The 24886-nt window shown below is 62.5% G+C and carries 23 protein-coding genes; 12 read left to right on the forward strand and 11 right to left on the reverse strand.

Annotated features, from left to right (window positions below; all coding sequences use genetic code 11):
- Window positions 1-3 precede the first annotated feature (3 nt).
- From SB659_RS10170 to SB659_RS10195, 6 genes are read left to right on the forward strand one after another with little or no spacing between them, the layout of a single operon-like run.
- The gene (locus SB659_RS10170) at window positions 4-1230 is read left to right on the forward strand and encodes a Gfo/Idh/MocA family protein (protein WP_284979150.1); all 1227 of its coding nucleotides are present in this window, start codon (window positions 4-6) and stop codon (window positions 1228-1230) included.
- A 1-nt stretch (window position 1231) separates the two neighbouring features.
- Window positions 1232-2233: a sugar phosphate isomerase/epimerase family protein gene (locus SB659_RS10175; RefSeq protein ID WP_284979151.1), complete on the forward strand. Its 1002-nt coding sequence runs from the start codon at window positions 1232-1234 to the stop codon at window positions 2231-2233.
- A gap of 7 nt (window positions 2234-2240) precedes the next feature.
- Window positions 2241-3113, forward strand: coding sequence for a TolB family protein (locus SB659_RS10180; protein WP_284979152.1), 873 nt, complete (start codon window positions 2241-2243; stop codon window positions 3111-3113).
- A 28-nt stretch (window positions 3114-3141) separates the two neighbouring features.
- On the forward strand, window positions 3142-4152 hold the full coding sequence (locus SB659_RS10185) for a Gfo/Idh/MocA family protein (RefSeq protein WP_410550310.1): 1011 nt from the start codon (window positions 3142-3144) through the stop codon (window positions 4150-4152).
- Entirely contained in the window at window positions 4149-4736 is a 588-nt protein-coding gene (locus SB659_RS10190) for a TMEM175 family protein (RefSeq protein WP_284979154.1), read from the forward strand. Before SB659_RS10185 ends, SB659_RS10190 begins: the two co-directional genes overlap by 4 nt.
- Before the next feature lie 53 nt (window positions 4737-4789).
- Window positions 4790-5758, forward strand: coding sequence for a magnesium transporter CorA family protein (locus SB659_RS10195; protein WP_410550311.1), 969 nt, complete (start codon window positions 4790-4792; stop codon window positions 5756-5758).
- 38 nt (window positions 5759-5796) lie between these two features.
- Here SB659_RS10195 and SB659_RS10200 read toward each other — a convergent pair whose 3' ends face one another.
- Window positions 5797-6954: a hypothetical protein gene (locus SB659_RS10200; RefSeq protein WP_284979156.1), complete on the reverse strand. Its 1158-nt coding sequence runs from the start codon at window positions 6952-6954 to the stop codon at window positions 5797-5799.
- Window positions 6955-7098: 144 nt separating this feature from the next.
- Here SB659_RS10200 and SB659_RS10205 point away from each other — a divergent pair, with 144 nt between their 5' ends.
- Entirely contained in the window at window positions 7099-7629 is a 531-nt protein-coding gene (locus SB659_RS10205) for a GNAT family N-acetyltransferase (RefSeq protein WP_284979157.1), read from the forward strand.
- On the opposite strand, the gene SB659_RS10210 is transcribed toward SB659_RS10205, so the two are convergent.
- A complete protein-coding gene (locus SB659_RS10210; protein WP_410550312.1) occupies window positions 7573-9735 on the reverse strand; it encodes a glycogen debranching N-terminal domain-containing protein in 2163 nt (720 codons plus the stop codon). The genes SB659_RS10205 and SB659_RS10210 overlap by 57 nt on opposite strands.
- 183 nt (window positions 9736-9918) lie before the next feature.
- On the opposite strand from SB659_RS10210, the gene SB659_RS10215 reads away from it, so the two are divergent.
- Window positions 9919-10617 carry a DsbA family protein gene (locus tag SB659_RS10215; RefSeq protein ID WP_410550313.1) on the forward strand — a complete coding sequence of 233 codons (699 nt, stop codon included), beginning with the start codon at window positions 9919-9921 and terminating at the stop codon, window positions 10615-10617.
- A gap of 84 nt (window positions 10618-10701) precedes the next feature.
- Here SB659_RS10215 and SB659_RS10220 read toward each other — a convergent pair whose 3' ends face one another.
- The 5 genes from SB659_RS10220 to SB659_RS10240 all read right to left on the reverse strand — a co-directional run bounded on the left by SB659_RS10220 (window position 10702) and on the right by SB659_RS10240 (window position 16712).
- Window positions 10702-12240: an alpha-N-arabinofuranosidase gene (locus tag SB659_RS10220; RefSeq protein ID WP_410550314.1), complete on the reverse strand. Its 1539-nt coding sequence runs from the start codon at window positions 12238-12240 to the stop codon at window positions 10702-10704.
- Between the two features lie 54 nt (window positions 12241-12294).
- Entirely contained in the window at window positions 12295-13200 is a 906-nt protein-coding gene (locus tag SB659_RS10225; RefSeq protein WP_410550315.1) for a carbohydrate ABC transporter permease, read from the reverse strand.
- Between the two features lie 2 nt (window positions 13201-13202).
- Window positions 13203-14105: a carbohydrate ABC transporter permease gene (locus SB659_RS10230; RefSeq protein WP_410550316.1), complete on the reverse strand. Its 903-nt coding sequence runs from the start codon at window positions 14103-14105 to the stop codon at window positions 13203-13205.
- A 34-nt stretch (window positions 14106-14139) separates the two neighbouring features.
- Window positions 14140-15474, reverse strand: a complete 1335-nt coding sequence (locus SB659_RS10235; protein ID WP_410550317.1) for an extracellular solute-binding protein — start codon at window positions 15472-15474, stop codon at window positions 14140-14142.
- Between the two features lie 236 nt (window positions 15475-15710).
- Window positions 15711-16712 carry a LacI family DNA-binding transcriptional regulator gene (locus tag SB659_RS10240; RefSeq protein WP_410550318.1) on the reverse strand — a complete coding sequence of 334 codons (1002 nt, stop codon included), beginning with the start codon at window positions 16710-16712 and terminating at the stop codon, window positions 15711-15713.
- 125 nt (window positions 16713-16837) lie between these two features.
- Between SB659_RS10240 and SB659_RS10245 the strand changes: the two genes are divergently transcribed.
- Window positions 16838-17563: a TetR/AcrR family transcriptional regulator gene (locus SB659_RS10245; protein WP_410550319.1), complete on the forward strand. Its 726-nt coding sequence runs from the start codon at window positions 16838-16840 to the stop codon at window positions 17561-17563.
- Here SB659_RS10245 and SB659_RS10250 read toward each other — a convergent pair.
- Together SB659_RS10250 and SB659_RS10255 are read right to left on the reverse strand one after the other, a co-directional pair.
- Entirely contained in the window at window positions 17523-18191 is a 669-nt protein-coding gene (locus SB659_RS10250) for a LytR C-terminal domain-containing protein (protein WP_410550320.1), read from the reverse strand. The genes SB659_RS10245 and SB659_RS10250 overlap by 41 nt on opposite strands.
- Window positions 18184-18483: a type II toxin-antitoxin system VapB family antitoxin gene (locus tag SB659_RS10255; RefSeq protein ID WP_144661451.1), complete on the reverse strand. Its 300-nt coding sequence runs from the start codon at window positions 18481-18483 to the stop codon at window positions 18184-18186. Before SB659_RS10255 ends, SB659_RS10250 begins: the two co-directional genes overlap by 8 nt.
- Before the next feature lie 135 nt (window positions 18484-18618).
- On the opposite strand from SB659_RS10255, the gene SB659_RS10260 reads away from it, so the two are divergent.
- Entirely contained in the window at window positions 18619-19539 is a 921-nt protein-coding gene (locus SB659_RS10260; RefSeq protein ID WP_284979167.1) for a hypothetical protein, read from the forward strand.
- A 106-nt stretch (window positions 19540-19645) separates the two neighbouring features.
- Complete coding sequence (locus SB659_RS10265) at window positions 19646-21190, forward strand: stealth family protein (protein WP_410550321.1); 1545 nt, start codon at window positions 19646-19648, stop codon at window positions 21188-21190.
- On the opposite strand, the gene SB659_RS10270 is transcribed toward SB659_RS10265, so the two are convergent.
- Window positions 21168-22097, reverse strand: coding sequence for a phosphodiesterase (locus SB659_RS10270; RefSeq protein WP_410550322.1), 930 nt, complete (start codon window positions 22095-22097; stop codon window positions 21168-21170). The genes SB659_RS10265 and SB659_RS10270 overlap by 23 nt on opposite strands.
- A 151-nt stretch (window positions 22098-22248) precedes the next feature.
- A complete protein-coding gene (locus SB659_RS10275; protein WP_410550323.1) occupies window positions 22249-23718 on the reverse strand; it encodes a M23 family metallopeptidase in 1470 nt (489 codons plus the stop codon).
- A gap of 185 nt (window positions 23719-23903) precedes the next feature.
- On the opposite strand from SB659_RS10275, the gene SB659_RS10280 reads away from it, so the two are divergent.
- Window positions 23904-24827, forward strand: a complete 924-nt coding sequence (locus SB659_RS10280; RefSeq protein ID WP_410550324.1) for an oxygenase MpaB family protein — start codon at window positions 23904-23906, stop codon at window positions 24825-24827.
- Window positions 24828-24886: the final 59 nt, after the last annotated feature.

Here is a 24886-nt window from a genome sequence, read left to right on the forward strand (position 1 = left end):
CTGATGCTGGATCACGAAGCCGCCCCGTCCGAACCTCCGGCGTCCCGCCCCGCTAACAGCCAGGTTTCCGGCCCGTTGGGTGTGGCTGCCATTGGATACGCCTTTATGGGGAAGGCTCATTCGAATGCGTGGCGGAACGTGGCCAGCTTCTTTGATGTCCCGGCCTTCGAGCAGAAAGTGCTCGTGGGCCGGGACGCCACGGCCGTGGCGGAAGCCGCGGCCAGGTATGGTTGGGCCGAGTCCGCCACGGACTGGCGCTCGGTCATCGAACGGGACGATATCCATATCATCGATATCTGCGCCCCGGGCTGGATGCATGCCGAGATCGCCGTCGCGGCACTGGCAGCCGGCAAGCACGTGCTGGTGGAAAAACCCTTGGCCAATACCCTGGCCGAAGCCGAACTCATGACCGCGGCCGCGGCCAAAGCCCGGACCAAAGGCGTGCAGTCCATGATCGGCTTCAATTACCGCCGCGTCCCGGCCCTGGCGCTGGCACGCGAACTGATCGCTGAAGGCCGCCTCGGCACCGTCCGGCACGTCCGGGCAGCGTACCTGCAGGACTGGCTCACCGACACCGAAGCCCCCATGACCTGGCGGCTGCGCAAAGAAACCGCCGGCTCGGGAGCTCTCGGGGACATCGCCTCCCACGCCATCGACCAAGTGCTTTTCCTCCTCGGGGACGCCGTCACGGAGGTCACCGGCCGGCTCCACACTTTCGTGGACCGGCGCCCCGGCCCGGACAGCCCTGCCGGCGGGTTGGAAGATGTCACGGTCGACGACGCCGCCTGGGCCACGCTGACCCTGGCCTCCGGAGCGATCGCCTCGGTGGAAGTCTCCCGGGTGGCCACGGGCCGGAAAAACTCCCTCGCCCTGGAAATCTACGGCGAGAAAGGCACCATCCTCTTTGACCTCGAGAACCTGAACGAACTCGGGTTCCTGGACGCCACCCTCCCTGTCCGGGAACAGGGTTTCCGCCGGATCCTCGTCAACGAACCCGACCACCCCTACCTCCAAGCCTGGTGGCCCCAAGGCCACATCATCGGCTGGGAACACACGTTCACCCACCAAATCCGGGACTTCCTGACCGCCATCGCTTCCGGGGAAACGCCGTCGCCGTCGTTCGAAGAAGGCCTGAACGTCCAACACATCCTGGCCGCCATCGAAGAATCCGCCGCGGCTAAAAGCTCGCTGATCCAACTGTCCAGCAGCAGCACCGCCGAAGGAGTCTGACATGTCCCGCCCGTATACCTTGTTTACCGGTCAGTGGGCCGATCTGCCTTTCGAGGAAGTCGCGCGCCTGGCCTCGGGCTGGGGTTATGACGGCCTGGAGATCGCCGTCTCCGGAGATCACCTGGACGCCTGGCGCTGGGACGAACCCGGCTACGTCGAATCCAAACTCGCGATCCTGGAAAAGTACAACCTGAAGGTCTGGGCCATCTCCAACCACCTCAAAGGCCAAGCCGTCTGCGATGACCCGATCGACTTCCGCCACGAAGCGATCGTCGGATCCCGCGTGTGGGGCGACGGGGAACCCGAAGGCGTCCGCCAACGCGCCGCCGAAGAAATGAAACACACCGCCCGCCTCGCCCGCGCCCTGGGCGTGGATACCGTGGTCGGGTTCACCGGTTCCGCGATCTGGCAGTACGTCGCCATGTTCCCGCCCGTCCCCGAAAAAGTCATCGACGCCGGCTACCAGGACTTCGCCGACCGCTGGAACCCCATCCTGGACGTCTTCGACGAAAACGGGGTCCGCTTTGCCCACGAAGTCCACCCCAGCGAGATCGCCTACGACTACTGGACCACCGTCCGGACCCTCGAAGCGATCGGCCACCGGGAAGCGTTCGGCCTGAACTGGGACCCCTCCCACATGATGTGGCAAGGCATCGACCCCGTCTCCTTCATCTGGGACTTCAAAGACCGGATTTACCACGTGGACTGCAAAGACACCAAGCTCCGCCCCACCGGCCGCAACACCGTCCTGGGCTCCCACCTGCCCTGGGGCGACCCCCGCCGCGGCTGGGACTTCGTCTCCGCCGGACGCGGCGACGTCCCCTGGGAATCCTCCTTCCGCGCCCTCACCGCGATCGGCTACAACGGGCCGATCAGCATCGAATGGGAAGACGCCGGCATGGACCGCCTCCACGGAGCACCCGAAGCCCTCGCCGCCCTCAAAAAATTCGACTTCCCCGCCTCACAAACCAGCTTCGACGCCGCCTTCAACACCAAGGACTAACACCAACGTGATCCGCACCCTTCAAGCAAGTCAGCGCTGCGAGGTGTGGATCGCGTCGGTGACCGGAGAGTCCCATCTCGTGTACAGCACCGACGAGCTTCTCCTCGAAGCCCCGAACTGGACCCTCGACGGTGCAGCACTTGTCCTCAACGGGGGCGGGAAGTTGTGGACGCTGGACGTTTCAGGTGGTGAACCCGCAGAAGTTCCGCTGACGGGCGTCCAGGACCTCAACAACGACCACGTCCTGGCACCGGCCGGCGAACGCATCTTCCTCTCCGCCAACGATGGTCACATCTACAGGGCTTCCCTGCAGGGAGGGGCCGCCACGCGCATCACAGGCGACGACGGCTCCTTCCACTTCCTCCACGGTGTCAGTCCCGACGGCAAGGCGCTTGCCTATGTGGGGATCGAGGCGGGAGACTTCACGAAGCCCGGGCGGCTCATGACCATGAACTCCGACGGCGGCCCCGCCACCATGGTAGACGTCGGCACCGGCCACTGCGACGGTCCCGAATACTCACCAGACGGACAATGGCTCTACTTGAACACCGAGTCCTTCTCGACGGCGGCCGGCCATGCCCAGTTGGCCCGGCTCCGGACCGATGGAACGGGCTTCGAACGTCTCCTTGAAAGCACCACTGTGGACTGGTTCCCGCACCTCTCCCCTGATGGGCACTACGCTTCTTACATCCGGTTCCCCAGCGGAACCAAGGGCCATCCCGCGGACTTGCGTGTCGACGTCGTACTTGTTTCAACAGGTGACTGGAAGACTCCGCTGCACGAATGGCCACTTTTCGGCGGCCAAGGTACCCTCAACGTCAACAGCTGGTCGCCGGATTCGGAGCGCTTCGCGTTCGTGGCATACCCGCTGGCTGAATGAAGCTGCCGGCCCAACAGAGGAATAACACGTGAGAATTCCATCCGAGACTCCCATCCGTTGGGGAATCCTTGGCACCGGTTTCATTGCAGGGGCACAAACGCGGGATCTCGTGGAGAACGGTTTCACCGTGCAGGCTGTGGGCTCGCGCTCTGTGGAATCCAGCAGGGCGTTCGCCGACAGGTTCCGTATTGCCACCGCGCACCAGAGCTACGAGGACCTGGCGGCGGACCCCGAAGTGGATGTCATCTACGTGGCCACTCCGCACCCCTTCCATCGCGACAACGCGCTTTTGGCCCTCAACGCCGGAAAGCATGTCTTGGTGGAAAAGTCCTTCACCATGAATGCCCGGGAGGCCCGCGAGATCACTGACCTCGCTGAGTCCAAGGGCCTGGTGGCCCTGGAAGCAATGTGGACGCGGTTCCTCCCCCACATGATCCGCATCCGCGAAATCATCCGCGAAGGCACCATCGGGGAGATCCGGAAAGTGGTCGCCAGCCACAACCAGCGCCTGCCCAAGGACCCACTGCACAGGTTGAACAATCCTGCCTTGGGCGGAGGTGCGCTGCTGGACCTGGGCGTCTATCCGATTTCCTTTGCCTTCGACATCCTCGGCGCCCCGGAAACCATCGATGCCAGTGCCTCCATGACGGCCACCGGCGTCGACCGTCAAACTGCGGCGGTCTTCAACTACGCCAACGGTGCCCAAGCGATCGTGGATTGCGATCTCGACGCAGCCAGCGCCAACCGCGCCATGGTGGTGGGCACCGAAGGCTATATCGACATCGAGCACACGTGGTACATGCCCGTTCCCTTTACGGTTTTCTCCGGGGACGGGGAGGTGCTGGAACGCTACGACCAGCCGGTCACCGGCCGGGGCATGCAGTACCAGGCCGCGGAGTTGGAACGGCTGGTCCGGGCCGGAGAAACGGCCGGTTCCATGCTGCCCCCGGAAGAAACGGTCGGGATCATGGCCGCGATGGACGAAATCCGCCGTCAAATCGGCCTGGCTTACGCGGCCGACACGGAAGTTGTTGCGTGAACAAGAACCGCCTTGAAGCCTTCAGTGATGGTGTCTTGGCCATCGTCATCACCATCATGGTCCTGGAACTCCGGGTGCCGGATGAACCGACCTGGCACGGCCTCTTGGGGGTCCTCCCCACGTTCCTCAGCTACCTGCTGAGCTTCGGTTACGTCGGAATCTACTGGAACAACCATCACCACCTGATCCAACTGGCTGACCGCGTCAACGGCAGGATTTTGTGGGCCAACCTGCACTTGTTGTTCTGGATATCCCTGTTCCCGTTCACCACCCGGTGGATGGACGAGTCCGGCTTCTTACAGGTACCGGTTCTGGTGTACGGGCTCAACCTTCTCTGCGCGGCCATTGCGTTCTACGTCCTGCAGCAGTCGCTCATCCGGCAGCAGGGCCGGGACGGCGCACTGGCCCAAGCAGTCGGTAAGGACTGGAAAGGCAAAGCGTCCCCGTTCATCTATTTGTCCGGCATCGCGCTCACTTTCCTGCACCCACTGCTCGGAGTCGCGGTCTACACTGTGGTGGCGTTGATCTGGCTGGTACCGGACAGGCGCTTGGAACACTTCGTCACGCAGTTACACCAAGGCTGACACTCGCGCCCTCGCGGACACAAGCCCATGGTTGGTGGCCTACCATGAGGACCATGATGCGCACGAGGCTGTACCGCGATGGACGTATTGAGCGCGAAGATCTCCGGATCGAGGAACTGGACGACCTGATCCAGGAAGAGGGAGCCACCGTCTGGGTTGACTACACCTCGCCGTCGGCCGAGGATCTGGAAGCCATTGAAAAGGCGCTCGGACTGCACCGCCTCGCGGTGGAAGACGCCGTCCACGAGCACCAGCGTTCCAAGCTCGACCGCTACCCGGGACACCTTTTCCTCGCTACGTATCACGCTGAACTGGATACTCAATCCAGCAAACTCAAGGTCTCGGAGATCAAGGCGTTCATCAGCAAGCGTGCCCTGGTGACGGTGCATGGTCCGGACATGGACCCCGGAGTGCTCACGGCACACTGGGACGCCGAACCCGATCTGGCCTTGCATGGAACCGCATTCCTGCTGTGGGGCCTTCTGGACCTCATTGTTGACGGTCATTTCGAAACAGTGCAGGAGTTGGATTCCCGGATTGATTCGCTGGAGGAAGTCCTCTTTGACGACCACGCGGCCGATCATGACCTGCAGCGCCGCTCTTTCGAACTTCGCAAGTCCTTGGTGCAGCTCCGGCGCGCAGTCCTGCCAATGCGTGAAGTACTGAACACCATCCTCCGGCGGGACTTGGACGTCCTTGAGCCCGAGATGCAGCCCTTCTTCCAAGACGTCTACGACCACGTCCTCAGGGTCTCGGAGTGGACAGAGTCCCTGCGGGACCTGGTGACAACAATCCTTGAAACCCACATCAGCATTCAGGGCAACAAGATGAACCTTGTCATGAAAAAGGTCACCAGCTGGGCCGCAATCATCGCCGTCCCCACCGCCGTCACCGGTTTCTTCGGGCAAAACGTCCCGTTCCTTGGCTTCCAGTCCCCCCTTGGCCTGGGGCTGTCACTGACCCTCATTGTTCTTGCTTCGGCCGCGCTCTACATGACCTTCAAGCGCAAGGAATGGATCTGACCAAGTGACGCAGGCGAGCAGCCCGACGATGGTGAAGGTCAGGTGATGGGGCCGCGAAGGTCCCGCTGAGGATCCTCCGGCCGGGCATCGCTGGCTATCCGGTTGGCGGGGCGCTTCGGCGGTATCTGGGCGGTCGCCAGCCTTCGGGGCCCGCTCCAGAGGGCCGGCGGAGCGTCGATGGCATAGGCGAGCCGGTAGGCGACGGATTCATAGTTCAACCGCCACCCACGAAAATGTGGCCAGGCCCGTTCCGTACTGTGTTCCACTGGGTAGCCGACGTCGCGGAGCATCTGAACCGCGTCGCTGAACTCCTCGAACGTCAGCTCGGTATCGTCGTCCGGGTTCACGTCCTCCACTACAGGGATGGACAGGGCTCCGGCGATCTGGTTCAGGCACGAAAAGCCCATGCGCAGCATCAATCGTGCCCGCAGTGTTGGTGCGGTACCCGGGCTCAAGGAGAGTTGGAGGGCAGCGCTGTCCATGACACTGAGCAAGGCGGTCAACCAGTTCGACTCGGGCAGCGGCGAACGGAGCATGCAAAGGGTCAGGTACGTGGTGTGGGACTCAGCGACATCCGCGGCCCATCGCTCCCACGTCCCGTAGAGCGTGCCCAGTTCCGCTGTGCTGTCCACGGTTGAAAGCCCGAACCTGGTCCGGATCAGCAACTCCGGCCCCCATGCCGGAGAACCAGCGCGTGATAGCAAAAGGGAGACTTCAGATTCACGGCGGTTGAATGCCGAGTAAAGGGTGGGGAGGTAGCCGACCTGGAGTGCGATGACCACCAAACCGGTAAAAGCCCCGGAGTACACCAATGCTGTGTTGCCCAGTTGGTCCGGCGCTGCGTAGCCGAGGGTAAACAATGCCGAACCGGCCTCGCTGAAGGCCCGGTACGGATCGGTCTGGACAAACGGCAGTAGCATCAGCGCGAAGGAAAGATACAACAACATCATCCACATGCCCAGCCTGATGAACAACTGCATCGGCGCTTGCCATGCCAGAAGCCTGTCCAGCTTCCTGTACGTTTTGATGGGCCTGCGGGCAACAGAAAAAATTGCCTCGGCGATAACGGCCGCTGCGGCCGAGAGTTTGTGTTTGTGCTGACGGGGCACGATCAAAGCGCCGATCACGCTTGTCCACGTCCAAATCAACAGGAGCAACCCAACCGGGAAGCTGATCCACCCAACTACTACGGCCACCCAAGATTCCTAACCCGTGCGTGATAAGCGTTGCTGCCTACAAGCATGCTAGACCTCACAGCAACATAGGGGTCAGCGCACAGCCACTTCCCTTAGGATGCGGTGAGGCGCATTGCCCGCAGAAACACTCCAAGGGGGAACCACATGGCTGAAACCGTCCGCACCGCAACGGCGCACGACGCCGGGAAGCTGGCTGAGTTGGCAGCCATCACCTTTCCGCTGGCGTGCCCGCCCGGTGCGTCGCCGGAGGACATCGAGGCCCACGTCGAGGGGAACCTCAGCGAAGGCAACTTCAAGGAGTACCTCGCCGACGCGAACATCACCGTCCTGGTACTCGACGACGCCGGAGACTTCCGGGGTTACACCATGCTCGTAGCCAAACGGACCAGCGACCACGACGTCGCGTCGGTCCTCACGGCACACCCCGCTACGGAACTGAGCAAATGCTACGTCCACCCCGACCATCACGGTAAAGGGGCTGCGGCACGGCTCATGCGGGCGTCCTTGGCTAATGCTGCAGACAAGGGCGCCTCCGTGGTGTGGCTCGGAGTGAACAGCGAGAACGCCAAGGCCATCCGGTTTTACGAGAAGAGCGGCTTCCGGAAGGTAGGGACCAAGTCATTCAGGCTCGGAAATACCGTGGAGCACGACTTCGTCATGGAGCACGAGCTCTAGCCAAGGTTCCGTGCGCAGATCCAGGCCATTCGGAAGCCCTGCCACGCTGCCGTTCACACCCGACGCCCGGACGCTGATTCGGGACGATCCGAGCAGCACGTTATCAGCCTGGAACTCGCCAACTTCCTCGGGCAGGATCGGAGCCAGGTGGAGGACGTTTCGGGTGAAATCCGGGTCCAGTCGAAGCAGGACCCGGGCCAGCTGGATCGGCGTGGCCGCTGCCCATGCCTGTGGGGAACACGCCGTCGGGTACGGAACGGGCTCCGAGAAGTCGTCACGGCCAAAGCCGCAAAACAGCTCCGGAAGCTGACCGCCGAAGTGCTTGGCGGCGTCGAACAATCCGAGCGCCAGCTGACCAGCCTCCTTCACGAAGCCGTAGCGCATCAGGCCGGTGGCCACGAGCGCAGTATCGTGCGGCCATACCGAGCCATTGTGGTAGCTGACGGGGTTATAAGCGCCCATGTCCGAGGCGAGGGTGCGGATCCCCCAGCCGGTGAACATTTCGGCGGACATCAGCCGCTCGGCAACCAGGGAAGCCTTGTCCTCATCGACGATCCCGGCCCACAGGCAGTGCCCCATGTTGGAAGTACAGGAATCCACGGGCTGCTTGTTCTTGTCCAGTGCGAGCGCGAAATAGCCCTTTTCCGACAGCCAGAACTTTTCGTTGAAGGCTTGCTTCAGTGCCGCTGCCCGCTCGGCACAGCGGCGCTCGACGGCGGCGTCCCCCGCTTCCCTCGCGAGCAATGAGCGTGCCACGTAAGCCGCGTAGGCGTAGGCCTGTACTTCCGCCAGGGCAATGGGGGCCTCAGCCATCCGGCCGTCAGCGAAGTTGATCCCGTCCGGGGAGTCTTTCCACCCTTGGTTGACCAGGCCGTGTTCGTTTGGCCGTTGGTACTCGATGAACCCGTCGCCGTCGCGATCCCCGTACTTCTCCATCCACTCAATGGCGCGGTCCGCATGGGGCAGCAACGAATTAACGACCTCCGGATCCGCTCCCCACCGGCTCAGCTCGCCTACCAGGACCACGAAGAGCGGGGTGGCATCGGCTGTTCCGTAGTATGCGGTCCCGCCGAGCGACTGCCCAGCGGTGGTGCCAAGGCGGACCTCATGGGGAATTCGGCCGGGTTCTTCTTCGCAGTCAGTATCGACCTTGCTGCCTTGGAGTCCGGCCAGGGTTTGGAGTGTTCCCGCCGCCAGCCCGGGGTCCACCATGAGGGACATGTAGGACGCCAAGAGGGAATCGCGTCCAAACAGCGCCATGAACCAGGGCGCCCCGGCTGCGACGGCCACGCGGCCGGGATGGTGGGGGTCGAAGATACGGAGCGAGCCGAGATCCTGTTGGCTGTGGACCAAAGTCTGTTGAACATTGGTGTCCGTCACGGATATCCGCGGCACGTGCTCTTCCCAGGCGCGGTGTCGGCGGACTCCCACGCTGCCATCCGGCGGTGCTGTTGCGGAAAACGGCTCGTCCGGGCTTTCGCCGTTGGTAAGGGGCGTAGCGATGACGCTGGTGGTCCAGGTACCGCGGGCCGGGATGCTGACGTGGAACGTGAGTCCCTCATCGGTTGGCGTGCTGCCCGCCGCCTGGAAGGTCACTCCGCGCCGTTGCCCGTCGGAATCTTCAGAGGTGAAACTCAGTACCTCATGGCCGATGCTGCGTTTCGGCGGTTCGGCTTTGCCCGTGTTCCCGCCCTTGATATCGAAGAGGTCCTCCAGATCGGCGTCGAGCGCTAAGTCGATGCGGCAGGTGGCAGGCTGTGCCGAGTAGTTCCGGATGACGATGTCGTCTCGAAGTCCTGGCCCCACATGCCGTTCATGCTGAACCACCAAGGGGGTATCGAATTTCCCATCGGCTGACCGGCCCCGCCCGATAAACTCTGCGTGGTAGGCAGCCTGGTTTCGCCCGGTTAATGGTTCACGGGGCGCGCCGTTCACGGTCAGGACCCAGCGCGACACGACCCGCGTGTCCTGATAGTAGGCACCTTGCGCACCGCCTCCGTGGATGTCACCGGAAGGCCCCGAGATACAGAAGGAAGTACCCTCGACGACGGTTACGGCACCGGGCACGGAAGCCTGGGCCACCGGGTCTTCGTTCCAAGCTGTCATGGCGGGTGGGTCTCCTTCGCAGTGGGGCTGGCCCATGGTCTGGTCCAAATCTGGTCCTGGTCTGGTCCAAGTCTGATCCTGGTCTGATTCCAACGGGGTTGCGCCCTTCCACTTTGCCGTGCCGGTGAGGAAAATAACACCCACCCTGGGAATGCTGTACCGGCTGGACGGGTTGTAGATGCCATGAAGATTGAGATCTGGTCAGACGTCGCGTGCCCGTGGTGCTACATCGGCAAGCGTCGCTTTGAGACCGCATTGGCCCGGTTCCCGCACCGCGATTCCGTGGAAGTCCAGTGGAGGAGCTATCAACTGGACCCATCAGTCCCGGAGCATTACGACGGCACCGAGCTGGACTATCTGAGCAAGCGCAAAGGCATGGCCCCTGAGCAAGTCAAGCAGATGTTTGGCCACGTCACGGAGACCGCCAAGGGTGAGGGCTTGGACTACCGTTTTGACACTGTTGTGGTTGCCAACAGCTTCACGGCCCACCGCCTCATCCATCTCGCTGCCTCCCATGGCCGCCAGGACGCTGCCAAGGAACGCCTGCTCAGTGACCACTTCGAGCACGGCAAGGACATCGGCAGCGAGGAGTACCTCACTGCGCTTGGTGCGGTATTGGAACTGCCCGCCGACGAGGTTGCGGAACTGTTCACCACGGACAAGTTCACCGACGCCGTCAACGAGGACATCAATGAGGCCCGGGCCATCGGCGTCACGGGCGTCCCGTTCTTCGTGATCGACCGCAAGTTCGGCATTTCCGGCGCCCAGCCCGCTGAACTCTTCGCCCAAGCATTGAACCAGGCGTGGCAGGAAGCCAATCCTTTGATCCCTGTCGGCGCTTCGGACGGCGAGGCTTGCGGCCCCGACGGCTGCAGCATCTAAGTAGCCCCGCCGTCGTGCTTTAAACCGACCAGGGGACAGCAAGCCTTCATTGCGACGTTTGCTGTCCCCCAGTTGGGTGCGGGGCTAGCCTTTCACCACATTAAGCTCGACGACGGCCCAGGACAGGGCGGGCAGCGTCAGGCGCAGCTCTGAACCGTGCGCCTTCACGCCTTCCAGCGGCGTCAAGCCCACCCGGCCCGGCTGGTCCTGGGCGTTGGTCGTGAAGCGGTCGCCGCCGTCGGGAATCTCGAGGACCTCGGCGCGTACCACCTGCTGGGCGTCAAAACCGCGAAGCGCCACCTCGACGTCGGCGGCTTCTTCCAACCCGCGGTTGGCGAAGAACAAAGCCACCCGCCCCGTTTCCTCGTTCCACGTCGCGCTGACGTCCACTAGGTCCGTGTCACCGAAGCGGGCATTGGTGTACTTGTCCGAGTCCACGGAGAGCCGCAGGATCTGGCCTTTGGCGAGCTCTGCCATCCGTGCGAAGGGGTGGAAAATGGTCTGCTTCCACGCCGGCCCGTTTTCCTCGGACAGGATGGGCGCGATCACGTTGACCAGCTGCGCCTGGTTGGCGATCTTGACGCGGTTCCCATGCCGGAGCAGCGAGTTGAGCAACGTTCCCACCACGACGGCGTCCGTGACGTTGTACTTGTCCTCGATGATCCGGGGGTGCTCGCGCCATCCGGCCTTGATCACGTTGTGCGGCTGGTCCTCGGTGTCCAAACCGCGCTGGTACCAGACGTTCCACTCATCGAAGGACAGGTTGATGTGCTTCTTGTGCTTTCCCTTCGCGCGCACCGCGTCCGCCGTGGCGACGACGGACTCGATGAAGTAATCGGTGTCGACGGCGGACGCGAGGAAACTGCCGACGTCGCCTTCTTCCTCGAAGTAGTACGCGTGGAGGGAAACGTAATCGACCTCTTCATATGCTTGCGTGAGCACGGTCTGCTCCCAAGCGCCAAAGGTGGGCATCCGTGAATTGGAGCTGCCGCAAGCCACCAGCTCGATGTCCGGGTCCACGAACCGCATGGCCTTGGCGGCTTCCTGGGCGAGGCGGCCGTATTCCTCAGCGGTCTTGTGGCCGATCTGCCATGGCCCGTCCATTTCATTGCCCAAGCACCACAGCTTGATGCCAAAGGGGTCCTTGTGGCCGTTCTTTGCGCGAAGGTCTGACCAATAGCTCCCGCCGGGATGGTTGGCATACTCCACGATTTCACGGGCGGCTTCCACTCCCCTGGTGCCCAGGTTGATGGCCTCCATGATTTCGGTGCCGGCCTGTTTGGACCAGTCCACGAACTCGTGCAAACCGAAGGCGTTGGTCTCCACGGTGTGCCAGGCACCATCCAGCCGCCGCGGCCTGTTCTCGCGCGGTCCAATGCCGTCTTCCCAGTTGTAACCGGAAACAAAATTACCGCCGGGGTACCGGATAACGGTGGCCCCCAGTTCCTTGACGAGCTTGAGGACATCTTGGCGGAAGCCGTTCTCATCGGCTTCAGGATGTCCGGGTTCGTAAATGCCGGTATAGACACAGCGGCCCATGTGCTCCACGAAGGAGCCGAAAAGGCGGCGGGGTACTTCGCCGATCGTGAAGTCGCGATCGAGGGTGATCCGTGCGCGTGACATGTGCAGTATCTCCTTGGTTGTGTTCTGAAACTGGTGGTAAGCGTGTGGTGCCGGTCAGGTTCCGGCGAGTCCCGTCGTCGCAATGCCTTTGATGATCTGGCGTTGAAAGAACAGGAAGACCACGATCAGGGGGAGCGCCGCCAATAACGCGGACGCCATGTTTTGCGCGTACTGGATGCCGTAGGCGCTCTTGATGGTTTGCAGGCCAACGGGGAGCGTGAGCAGGTTGCTGTCGTTGGTCGCGATGAACGGCCACAGGAAGTTGTTCCACGCGCCGATGAAAACAAAGATTGCGACGGCGGCCAGGATGGGCCGGGACAACGGCAGGATGATCTGGGTGAAGATCCGCAAGCGGCTTGCACCGTCCATGACTGCAGCTTCCTCGAGTTCGCGCGGGATCTGGTCGAAGAACCTCTTCAGCACGAACACCATGGCCGGGTGGATGACCTGCGGCAGGATGATGGCCCAGGATGTATCGATCAGGTTCAGCGACAACATCTGGTAGAAGAGCGGGATGATCAGCACGGGCGGCGGAACGATGATGGAGGCAATGATGACCGTCATCAGCATCCTCTTACCTTTGAAGTCGATCCTCGACAGCGCGTAGGCAACCAGCGCCGAGATCACCAGCGTTATCGCCGTGATGGCCGCCGAGGTATAGAGCGAATTCCAGGTCCAGAGGGGAATGTTGCCGTCCTGGAAGACTTTGGCGAACGCGTCGAAGGTAAAGCCCGACGGCGGAACCCAGCTGATCTTTGAAGCCGCCGCATCCGTCTCGCTCTTGAACGCGGTGACGGTGGCCCAGGCGAAAGGGATCAGCCACAGGACGGCGATCACTGCGGCCAGGGCGACGGCGGCTATCCGGCCGATGGTGGGTTTCTTGCGGACGGGACGGAGCTTGTGGTTGCCAAGGCTCTGCGCGGAGCCGGCGGCCGTGCGGGTGAGTGTAGGTGTGGCCATGATTACGCACTCCTGCGGCGGGTGATGACGAACTGCATGATGGAGACCACCAGGATCAGTCCGAAGAAGATGTAGGAAATGGCTGCGGAGTAACCCAGCCGGTAACCGGTGAAGCCGGTCTCAAAGATGTACTGCACTACGGGCCGGGTTGATCCCGCGGGACCGCCCGCCGTCATTTGGTAGACCTGATCAAAGATCTTGAGCGATGCCAGGATCTGGAGGAGCACGATCATGACCGTAGTGGGTGCCAACTGGGGCAACGTGATGGAAAAGAACTGTCGCCAAGCACCCGCGCCGTCCAAGGAAGCCGCTTCATAATGCTGGGCCGGAATGTTCTGCATGGCCGCCAGATAGAGCAGGAAATTGAAACCAACAGTCCACCACAGGGTGGCGATGACGATTGCCCACATGGCCACGTTGGGATCGTTGAGCCACGCAACTTTGGGTAGACCGACCTTGGAGAGCATGTCGTTGAAGAGCCCTAGTTGGGGGTTGTACATCCATGTAAAGAACAGGGACACCACCGTGGACGCCAAGAGGTACGGCGCAAAGTAGGACAGGCGCCACAGCCATTGGGCCGGAAGCCCGATGTTGAGCAGCGCGGCCATCACCAGCGCCACGAGGACCAGCGGAACTGTGCTGATCACGGTGAAGTAGAGCGTGTTGCCCAGCGAATGCCACATGTCGGCGTCGCCGAACGCTTCGGTGTAGTTCGAAAAGCCGATAAGCCCGTTGTTGGCTCCGGTCAACGACTTGCCGGTGAGGCTCATGTAGAAGCCGTAAAGAATGGGCCAGACCAGAAAAACCAGGAAGAAGAGCAGGAAGGGGGCGGCGAATCCCCATCCACTGATGTTGCTTTGCGTCCTGCTCACGGATCTCCGGCGGGACAGGGTAGTTGAACTCATGAAGGACTCCTTTGTCGCTCGGTACGCGAACCGGTTAGACCGGGTTGGGACGGGAAAGAAGGGTATTGGTCCTGCGTTCGAAGGCATCCCAGCCCACGGAGGCCTTGTCCCGCCCCAACAGCACGTTCTGGATGTTCTCCCCGAAGTACGTCTGCCAGTCCGAGCCGGAGCCACTGAACCAGGACTCGGGATCATAGGCGATGATGTCCGCTGCGTTGGCGTAATGGATTTGCGGGGTCAGTTCCCGGTATTCGGGGGTCTTGACCACGGGCTGGAAGGCAGGAATGTGCCCTGCTTCCGCCCAGGACAGGGAACCCTTGAGGACATCGGTGACGAACTTGTAGACGTCCCGACGCTTCTCGTCATTGACCGTGAGCTGGCGTGGCAGCACAAACGAATGGGAGTCCGCGTAGGAAGCCGGAGTTCCGTAGAGAGTGGGAATGGTAGCCGCGTCAAAGGGCAAGCCGGCCTTCTTCATGGTGGGGATTTCCCAGACTCCGCTGAACAGCATGCCTGAGTCACCGCGCGCGAACTCGGCGATGGCGGTATTGATGTCACCGCTGCTGGCGGCAATGGTGTCATCCAGGAGCGATGCCATGAACTCCAAGGACTCAATGGCCGGATCCCGGTCCACCTTCATGGGCTGACCGGGCGTCAATTCGATGTCCGCTCCATGTTGCTTGTAGAGGGTGTAGAACAACCGCCACATTTGGGATCCAAGCGCCAGGTATCCAAAGGACAAGCCGTGCGCCTTGGTCACTTTCTGCATCTCCTTGGCCATGGCGACGAACTCCTGGGGCGAGTTGACCGCCTGGAGCTGGCCGTTACTGCCAAGAAGCCCTGCTTTTCCGGCGATGTCGGTGTTGTAAAACATCACGAACGGATGCGAATCAAGGGCAAGGGAGAAGACCTTGCCGTTTTGCTGGCTCTTCTCCCATATCCGCGGCGCGAAATCTGCGCTTGTGACACCGTGTTCTTCAAGAAGGCCTAGGTCCCATGGCTCGATCAGCCCACCCGGCGCGTACCCGGGGACTCGGCTGGCGTGCATGATAGCCACCTCGGGTGGCCGCCCGCCTGCCGAAGCCATAGCCAGCTTCGTGTAATACGGCGGCCCCCATGCAAGCACAGTGGGATGGACCTTGAAGCCAGGGTTAGCTTGGTTGGCTTTGTCGACCATGCCTTGCATCTTGATGCCGTCTCCGCCGGAGAGCAGATGCCAAAAATCGATGTTTTGGACCGCCGAAGCTTGGGCTGGTCCACCGCAACCGGCCAGGCTACCGGCGAGTGCCAGCCCTCCGAGGGCTGCTGATCCTGTCAATAACTGTCTCCGCGACAACTGTTTCCCGGCAAGGGATTCATACTGCTTCACCCGTCACTCCTTTGGATGGGTCCGCTGAAAACGTCCAGCTTCCTTGCGTGAACTCAGTGCGAAATTCACTGCGAAAGCTCATTGCGAAATCTCAGTGCATAGTCCGGTTCCGGTGCGCCTGCGTTCGGAGGAAGGTGGCCCGACGGGTGACGCAGCACTCACATTACATCGATGTAATCGGCAGGGCAAGAGAAATTGTTAGCGCAAACATGATGAATTTAGCGAGTTGGCTGGCCTCAGGCCCGGCTGCTTTCCCTCTCCACAATGGAGAAGTCCACCGTGACTACGCGTTGGGCATGGCTCCTGTCCGCCATGCGCTCCGTGAGCAGCCGTAGGGCTTCCGTTGCGATCCTCCGCTTATCGAAGGAGACCGTGGTCAGCGAAGGGACCGCGTAGCGGCCATCGGCAATGTCATCGAAGCCGGCAACCGCAATGTCTTCCGGAACGCGCACACCACGCTTCCACAGAACACTCAGGGCGCCGATCGCCATGGAGTCCGTGAAGCAGAAGAGCGCTTCGGGAACCGGATGACCCTCCAGGTATTGGCTCAAGGCCTCGGCAGCAGCCCAAGGATGCCAACTCTCGCACGAAATCGTCAGCGACTCGTCCTGAGATATCCCCAAGGATTCAAGGGCGGCCTCGTAACCGGCCCTTCGCTGGACGGCGGTGGCTGAGTTCCGCCCGCGGTTCACACCCAGGACCGCAATGCGCCGCCGCCCCGGCTTGGCAAGGGCCAAGGTCATGTCCCTGGCCGCGGCAAAACTGTCCACGAACACCCTGTCAGCCAATTGCTGCGTCACTTCCCCCAGCAAGACCACCGGCGGCAACGCCACGCCCACCCGCACTGCGCTCTCATCAAGGACAACCGGGTTCAGTATGAGCCCATCGATGAGGTTGGAGCGGGCCCGGGTCAGCAGCTCCTCCTCGCGGTGCGGGTCCGAGCCGGTTTCCTCTATCTGGACACTCCAGCCTTGCTGGTGCGCAACCTCAACAATGTGGTGGGCGATCTCGGCGGAGAACGGGGTAGCGAGATCCGGAAGGGCCAACGCTATGACTCCCGACCTGCCGTTGCGAAGGCCGCGGGCAGAGAGGTTGGGCACGTAATCGAGCTCCTGCATGGCCTGCTCAACCCGCAGACGCGTTGGGCCACTGACCGGCACGATTCCATTCATCACGTTCGAGACCGTTTTTGGTGACACCCCTGCCCGCAGGGCCACATCCTTAACCGTTGCCCGCAACAGTTCCCCTCGTGAAGTTATTGTCCGATTCCCCTGATGGTACGCGAATTCGGGCAGGTCCGCGCCCGGAAAGCGGCAGCAGGAACATGACGACTCTTAGTGACAGATAACGGTAAAGTGTCTACATGCCTAGGATCACGGCCGCCACCAATGCAGCCCAACGCGCCGCGACCCAACGCCGCATCTTGAAGGCTTTCGGCGAACTTCTCTTCACCCATGGACTGCCCGGCTTGACCATGACCGACGTCGCCCGCCACGCCGAGGTGGGGCGTACCGCCGTCTACAACTACTACGCCGACATGGAGCAGTTGCTCATTGCGTACGCCTTGGATGAGACGGAGCGGTTCATCGTGGATCTCAGGGAATCGCTTGAGGCGCTCGATAACCCCGTAGACAGACTTGCCCTGTACGTTCGTGCCCAAGTGGAGGACCTCAGCCGCCGCCACCTGCCGCCCGGGCCCGCGATGGCCGCCGTCCTGTCCCCTGACTCGTTCGCCAAGCTCGCGAACCATGTGGGAGATCTCAACGTCCTCCTCCAGGACATCCTCCGTGATGGTGTGCAGCAGGGCTATCTCCCGGACATTGATATTGCCCAACTGGCCCGGCTTATTCACGGGACGTTATCGGCCAGCGCCGCCCGCCGCAATCGGCCGGCGGAGGAATCAAGCGCAGCCATCGAATCCCCAACACCGCTCGAGACATATACCGCCCAGACGGTGCGCTTCATCCAATTGGGGGCCGGCGCACGGTTCGATGCAGCCGGACATGCCGTACGCCTGGACGAAGCGCGGCTTCTTTGTTCCGCGGGTGCTAGTGTCCCGCCGGGAGTGTCGGGACCACCGGCCATTTAGCGTTGTCCGCGATCCGCAGGTCCTCCCGCGGGCATTGCAGTTTGCCGGGACTCTGGTCCACGAGTTGAGGCTCCACCAAACGCTCGTAGCCGGCTGTAAGGATGACATCCACGGAACCGTCAGCGCGGTTGTCCTGGAAATAATCGGTGCCGGCAAGATTCCGTTGGACGTTGAAGGCAGCCGCCTGCCCCTTGACGCCAGAGACCACCACGCCAATACCTGTGTAGGCGGTGCTGCTGTTACTTACTTCGCCCACTTTGTAGCCGCGTGCCACAAACAGATCGGCCACGGTCTTCGCCAATCCGCCCCGGGTGGTGGCGTTGAAGACATTCAGGTTCACCGTTGCGTTGGGGACGTAGTCAAAGGTGGTGGTGGGGCACAGGCTGGTGGGCGCTTTGCTGGCCACCGCGGAGGGCACCTTGATCACTCCGTTCATGACGGCCCAAGCCCCTACAGCTCCGGCGCAGATCACGCCAACCAAAAGGACCAGGACAATGCCGTGCAGGAGCCGGCGGCCAAAACTACCGCGCCGCGCCTCCTCATCCTCGGCAAAAGTTGCCCGGAGCTCCTGGCCGGACACAACCCTGTGCCCGTGAAGCTGGGTGACGTCCCGAGGACGCCTAGCCATCGATCACCAACACACGGGCATGGATGGCAGTGCGTTGATGCAGCGCGGTGCGCACGGCCCGGTGGAGGCCATCTTCGAGGTACATGACGCCTTGGTACTGGACGACGTGCGGGAAAAGGTCACCGAAGAACGTGGAATCTTCGGCCAACAAGGCCTCCAAGTCCAGGGTCCTCTTAGTGGTCACCAAGTCATCGAGGCGGACCGGCCGCGGAGGCAGGGCCGCCCAGTCGCGTGGCGCGGTGTATCCATGGTCAGGGTACGGGCGTCCCTCGCCCACAGCTTTGAAGATCACCCTGCAAGCCTAGGGAAGAAGAGGCCGTAACGGAACTTTTGACCCCGGGCACGGACAGGTTGTAGCCAAAAGGTGATTATCGTGGTGGGGCGTCATAGCTGGGATCTACCTCCTTGGGACTGACAGAATAGGGACATGACCCAACCGTTCCAAGGTACTGGCCGGACCGCTGCCCGCACCACGCCCCCGCTGGCGTTGCTGCTCGACGTCGACGGCCCCATCGCCAGTCCCGTGACGCGTGACGTCAAGCCGGACATCATCACCGATCTTGTGGCACTTGCCTCGGCGGGCATCCCCGTTATCTTCAATACCGGCCGCTCAGATACGTTCATCCGTGAGCAGGTCATGGGGCCCATGATCGCTGCCGGAATACCCACCGACACGGTGATCCACGCTGTTTGCGAAAAAGGCGCAGTGTGGTTCAGCTACACCGCCCAAGGGGCAGGCCCCATCCATGTGGATAACGGGCTGGCTGTTCCGACGGCGTATGGAGACGACGTTCGCAGGCTCGTGGCCGAGGACTACTCGACCCATATGTTCTTCGACGAGACCAAGCGTGCCATGGTCTCGGTGGAGCAGCGCCTGGACGTCGCCAACGAGGATTACCTGGCGGAACAGAAGCTCTTCGACTCCGACGCCTTGGACCTCATGGGCCGGCACGGCCTCGACGCCGCGATCCTGGACCACCACGCTCCCGAATCCGACGACGCCGCGGACTACAGGCTGGACCCCACCATCATCTCCACGGACATTGAATCGGTTCGGCTCGGCAAGGACCTGGGAGCCAGTAGGGCCGTGGAGCTCTTGGCGGCACACGGCATCACACCCCTCTCGTGGCGGACGGTAGGTGATTCCCGTACGGACTACGCCATGGCAGACTGGCTTCACCACAATGACCATGACGTCAAGCATGTGGACGTGAGACCCGCCGACGGTGTACCGGTGAAGCCCTACCCCATCCTCACGGCAACTGACCTGGGCCTCGCGGAGGACGTCATCCATGATGACGCCGGCGCTGCCTTCCTTCGCGGTTGGCGTGAAGCGCTGTCCATCTAGGCCGACACCCCGCAGATGCCCCCCAAAGCTACCCGCCCCACAGATTCCGGAGAAAAACGCCATCACGCAAGCACCAGTTGATCCGATTTACCATGGCAGCCCCACCGTGGAAGAGGAGGCCGTTGCCGAGGCAGTCTCCCCTGCCGTCGTCGCGCACCTCAAGCACAGGTCCGACGTCGTCCGCCACCGCGGGCGGTACGCCATGGTCATCAGCGACCTGACCCCGCAGCAGGCCATGGTGTCCGATCTTCTGGCGGTCAGGGCAGCCTTGGAAGCAGCCGACGTCGACTTCATCCTGGTCAGGGGCAACGACGAACGTCCGGTCATTGCCGTGGACTGGGAGGCCCGCCGAGAGGTCCGGGAGGCACTGGTCCGGGCATTCCATGACGAGCCGTTTTATTCCATGACCGTTGACGCCAAACGGAAAGCCTCGGTCCTGGTTGCTGACGGTGAGTTGTCCGCAAACCGCAAAGCGAGGATCTTCCGGTTGTACCGGCCCAGGGTGGAACCGGGCGGTGGCCTCTGGTACGGACCGGCTTTGGGCGTGCAGCTTGAGTTGTGGAGGTTCGAGGGCGACCATCTGGAGCTTCCCGTGGAGAATTCCTTGACCCGCCGCACAATGCTCCGGCAGGACGCGGTGCGCGGCACAGTCCAACGGCACGGCCTGGCGTGGCCCACCATCGAGAACATGTTTGCCGACCACGCCAGCGACATCGACTTCGATATCGACATCGTCTTTTCCTGGGTGGACGGCAGCGACCCGGCCTACATTGCAGCACGACGCGCCCAGCAGGCCGGAGCGGTCCTCGGTGAAGGCGACGACCATGAGGCACGCTTCCGGCAGATCGATGAGCTCAAATACGCGCTCCGGTCCGTGCACATGTTCGCACCGTGGATCCGCCGGATCTTCATCGCCACCGATTCCCCGGCGCCGAAATGGCTCGCGGACCACCCATCTGTCACGATCGTCCGCAGCGAGGAATTCTTTGCCGACCCGTCGGTGCTGCCCACGCACAATTCCCAAGCAGTGGAATGCCAGCTGCACCACATTGAGGGATTGTCAGAGCATTTCCTCTACTCCAACGACGACATGTTCTTTGGCCGCCCGGTGGGACCGGACATGTTCTTCACACCGGGCGGCATCACCAAGTTCATCGAGGCCGACACCCGGATCGGCCTCGGTGAGAACGATGCCGAACGCAGCGGTTTCGAGAACGCAGCGCGGGTTAACCGCAAACTGCTGTGGGAAAGGTTCGGCCGGATCACCACCCGCCACCTCGAGCACACCGCTGCACCGCTACGCCGCAGCGTGGTGGCCAAGATGGAGAAGGAGTTCCCTGCGGAATTCACCAAGACCGCGGCCAGCCGTTTCAGGGCGGCCGACAACATCTCAGTGACCAATTCCTTCTACCATTACTACGCCCTGCTGACGGGCCGCGCGGTCACCCAGACCGCTGCGAAAGTCCGGTATGTGGATACCACCATGTGGGCCGGGCTCCATTATCTGCCGAAGCTTCTGGCCAAGCGTCACATGGACTTTTTCTGCCTCAACGACGGCAGCTTTCCTGAGGTCGAGGCCGATGAGCGTGCCGAAGTGGTGACGGACTTCCTGGAGAAGTACTTCCCCGTCAAGGCACCCTGGGAGAAATAAGGGTTCCGCGGCGCGAGTGCTTGGGAATCCGGACACCGGCTTCGGCGAGCCTCCGCTGCACCTCAGCGGCGTCCAAGGGTTCGCCCACTGTCTCTCCGCCGGACATCGGGACCACCGAGTGCACAATCGTGTGCTCGTAAACGTGGACCATGTTGTAGGACTGGGCACCGTCGCGACCGCGCTGGCCGCCTGCCCGCACGCCCAGGTCCTGCGTGTAGCACGTGGCAGAGGCGACCGACACCGGAATGCCGGCGAAGTCCGCCGTCGTCGAGTAATGCAGGTGGCCGCCGAGGATGGCGCGGACGTCCGTACCCCGGACGACGGCGGCCAGGTCGGCTTGGCCGCGAAGCTCCACCAAAACGGCCATATCCTGGACGCAGGGCACAGGCGGGTGATGCATCGCCAGGATAGTGCCGTCCGGCGCTGGTGTGGCCAATTCCGAAGCCAACCAGTCCAGCTGCGACTCGGACAACTGCCCGTAGTGGTAGCCCGGAACCGTGGTGTCCAGAGTGATGATGCGTAGGCCGTTCACAAAGTAGCTGCGATCCACCGGATCCTGGGGCCGGCTGGCTTCGGAAGCGTTGTGGAAAGCTGCCCGGAAATTGGCCCTGTTGTCGTGGTTGCCCATGGCCCAGATGGCCCGGGCACCCAATGAGCGGCACACAGGCTCGATCATGGTGCGCAAGCGCAGGTACGCCTCGGTTTCACCCTTGTCCGCCAAATCCCCGGTAAAGACGATGGCCTCGGGCCTGATACGGGAGGCCACGATCTGATCGCAGATCTCCTGAAGCCTGGCTGCGCTGTCCACCGAGCCATGAAGCTCGTTCGGTCCCCCCACCAAGTGAAGATCGCTCAAGTGCAAAAGCACATGACCTGGTTTGGGGTGTTCGGCCTCGATGAGCTCCATAGCTGCCTTAGCGTTTGGTGGGAGACGGCGTCTCCCGTGTCAATCCAGTTGCCTTAATCCAACCAGACAGAAAGCCAACAACAAGCTAATTCGGGGCGGAATGTTGGAAAATTACTTTCTTTCAACAGGGTCCGCGGCGTAGGAACAGGGTCTAGGGGGTTGGGACCAGCAGTGAGGAAAGCTGCACGATCACGCCATCAGGGCGTCGCACGAGGCCCGGTGCGACCAAGACATAACCGGGCGGCAGGACCACCGCGGTGAGCGTGCCGGGGATGATCGCCACGGGAGAGGTGGGCGATGGTGCTTGAACCGGCGGGGCTGTGGGGGTCACTGCGGGCGGCAGCACTGTCGGGGTCAGCAGCGGAGGTGTCACGGCCGGCGCCTTGGAGGACGGGACCGGAGCCGGAGCTTTGGGCACGGGGGCGGGGGTGACGACAGCGGTCGGAGTCGGCGCCGGCGTCTGGATTGGCGTCGCAGCTGGCGTCGGTGTGGCAGTCGCCGTCGGGGTGGCAGTCGGCGTCGGCGTCGGCGTCGGTGTGGCAGTCGCCGTCGGCGTCGGCGTAACAGCTGGGGCAGGCGTGGTGGCCTGGGTGGGTGTGGTCGATCCCGAGGATGCGGGCGGAACAGTTGACGGCGGAGCAGCGACGGATGGATTAGGTGCCGCGACGGCGGGCTGGCCAGCCGCTGGCGCAGTGACCACTGGGGGTGCCACGGCCACTTCCTGGTCGCCGCCAATGACCGCGCGGTTGCTGGCGTCGGCGATCGGGACGGCCCACTGCGGTGCGGTGGATACTCCCGTGCCTACGCCTGGTTCATAACTCACCATGGTGATGTTCTGCAGCTGATCCACTTGGCGGGTAGGCAGGTAGATCCAGCCGTTGGGGTTGGTGTGGAGACCGTTGACAATCGTCTCGAAGTGGAGGTGGCAACCGGTGGACCATCCCGTCGTTCCCACCTCGGCGATGACTTGGCCCACCTGAATCGACTGCCCCAGAGTCACGCCAATGCCCTGCAGGTGGTTGTACGTGGTGACAAGGCCGTTTCCATGATCAATTTCCACACGGTTTCCGCCGCCCCAAGGGTGCCACCCTACTGCTCGGACCACCCCGGCGTCGGCGGCGTAAACCCGGGTACCGCAGGCTGCGGCATAATCTTGGCCCCAGTGGAAATCATTGGGCAGGCCGGTGATCGGACTGATGCGCCACCCGTAGGGCGAACTCGGATTCAGGACCTCCAGGGGCGCGTACAGGCTTCCGGCCGGAGGCCTCGCCAAGCCGGCGGAAGCAACATTCAGCGCACCGGATCCGTCCTTGCCCACAGCGCGGACCACGGCACGGTCGAAGGAGAGCATCGGCGTCCCAGGCATTTGTGCCGGAGGGTCAGGATTGGGATCGATCACGGCGGTCTGCGCGTCCGGGGGCACGAGGGTCCCCAGGGCCAGAGCTCCTGCCAAGGCCTGCGTCGAGGGTCCATCGGCCGAACCAACCGTCACGGAGTTCAGTGGCTGGAAACCGAAAGCGAAGAACGCGGAGACGGCAATGAAAAACGCCAGCGCGACTCGCCCGAAGCGGCCCATACGCACGAGCTGGAGGACCTTGCTTGAATCATGATGCTTGCCCACAAAACACTCCCCAAAGCCAGCGGCACCAAACCCCAGCCTGGCGTGCAATCCCCATTGTGGCCGCAATCACACCAGAAATAAAGGGCTCCCCATGGCAGGTACTGGAAAGGTTCGCTCAGTTTTTGCTCAAGACGTCCTGAGGTTCTCCGGCGCTTGTCTGTACAGCTCAGGCAAAGCGCGGTCGAATGGACTACATGAGGAATTACCTCACTGAGTACAGGCACGAACTGCAGCGCACCTTCACGGGAACCTCAGGCACGCCACCGGAGTGGGTGCCGCGCCTCGCGGAAGGGAACGACGCCGGTTATTACCTGCCCGGCTCAGCCGTCTGGGCAGTTCACGGCCAAGTGGCCACCATCATTGCCGGCATCAGGGTGTTGTTGATGCAGGCGCTGCACCCTGGCGCACTTGCCGGCGTCTACGAGCACTCCGGCTTCCAAAAGGATCCCCTCGGCCGCCTGGCCAACACCATCCGCTGGATCTTCACTGTGACCTACGGTTCAAAGGACGCGGCCGAGGCAGCCACTCTCCGCGTGCGAAAGATCCACGAGCGCGTCCGTGGCACCTATGTGGATGGCACGGGCGCCCGGCGTGATTACGCCGCCAACGATCCCGAACTCCTTCGCTGGGTCCACGTCACCTATGCTGACTCGTTTATTACGGCCAACCGCATCTGGGGGCAGGCCATCCCAGGAGGCCCGGATGCCTACGTCCGTGAGTGGGCGGTGGCGGGCCAACTGATGGGGGTGCAAGACCCACCCGTCACCTATGCACAGGTCCGTGACGAATTGGAGAGGTGGTATTCCTCGGGAGTGCTGCGTGCAGATGAACGCCTCGCCGAGACAGTATCCTTCATACGAACGCCGCCGCTCAGCCCGCTCCTCAGGCCCGGATACCGCATCCTGTTCGCGGCCGCCGTCGCAAGCTTGGAACCAAAGTACCGCGCCATACTGGGGATCGGCCCTGCCCGGCTTGGCCCCATCCCGCTGCCCGTCATCACCGCAGCGAGGGCCGTGCTGGGAATGGTTCGCTTGGCACTGGGATCGCATGGTCCAAGTGAGCTCGCTGCCCGCCGCAGGTTGCAGCGGCTGGGCTACGCGCAGGTGTGACACCCCCGCACTGACGAGGGGTTAGCTCTCGCGGCTTTGATGTTTCCAAAGCCCCAAAA

The sequence above is a fragment of the Arthrobacter sp. SIMBA_036 genome (genome assembly GCF_046535135.1).
Taxonomy (GTDB): Bacteria; Actinomycetota; Actinomycetes; order Actinomycetales; family Micrococcaceae; genus Arthrobacter.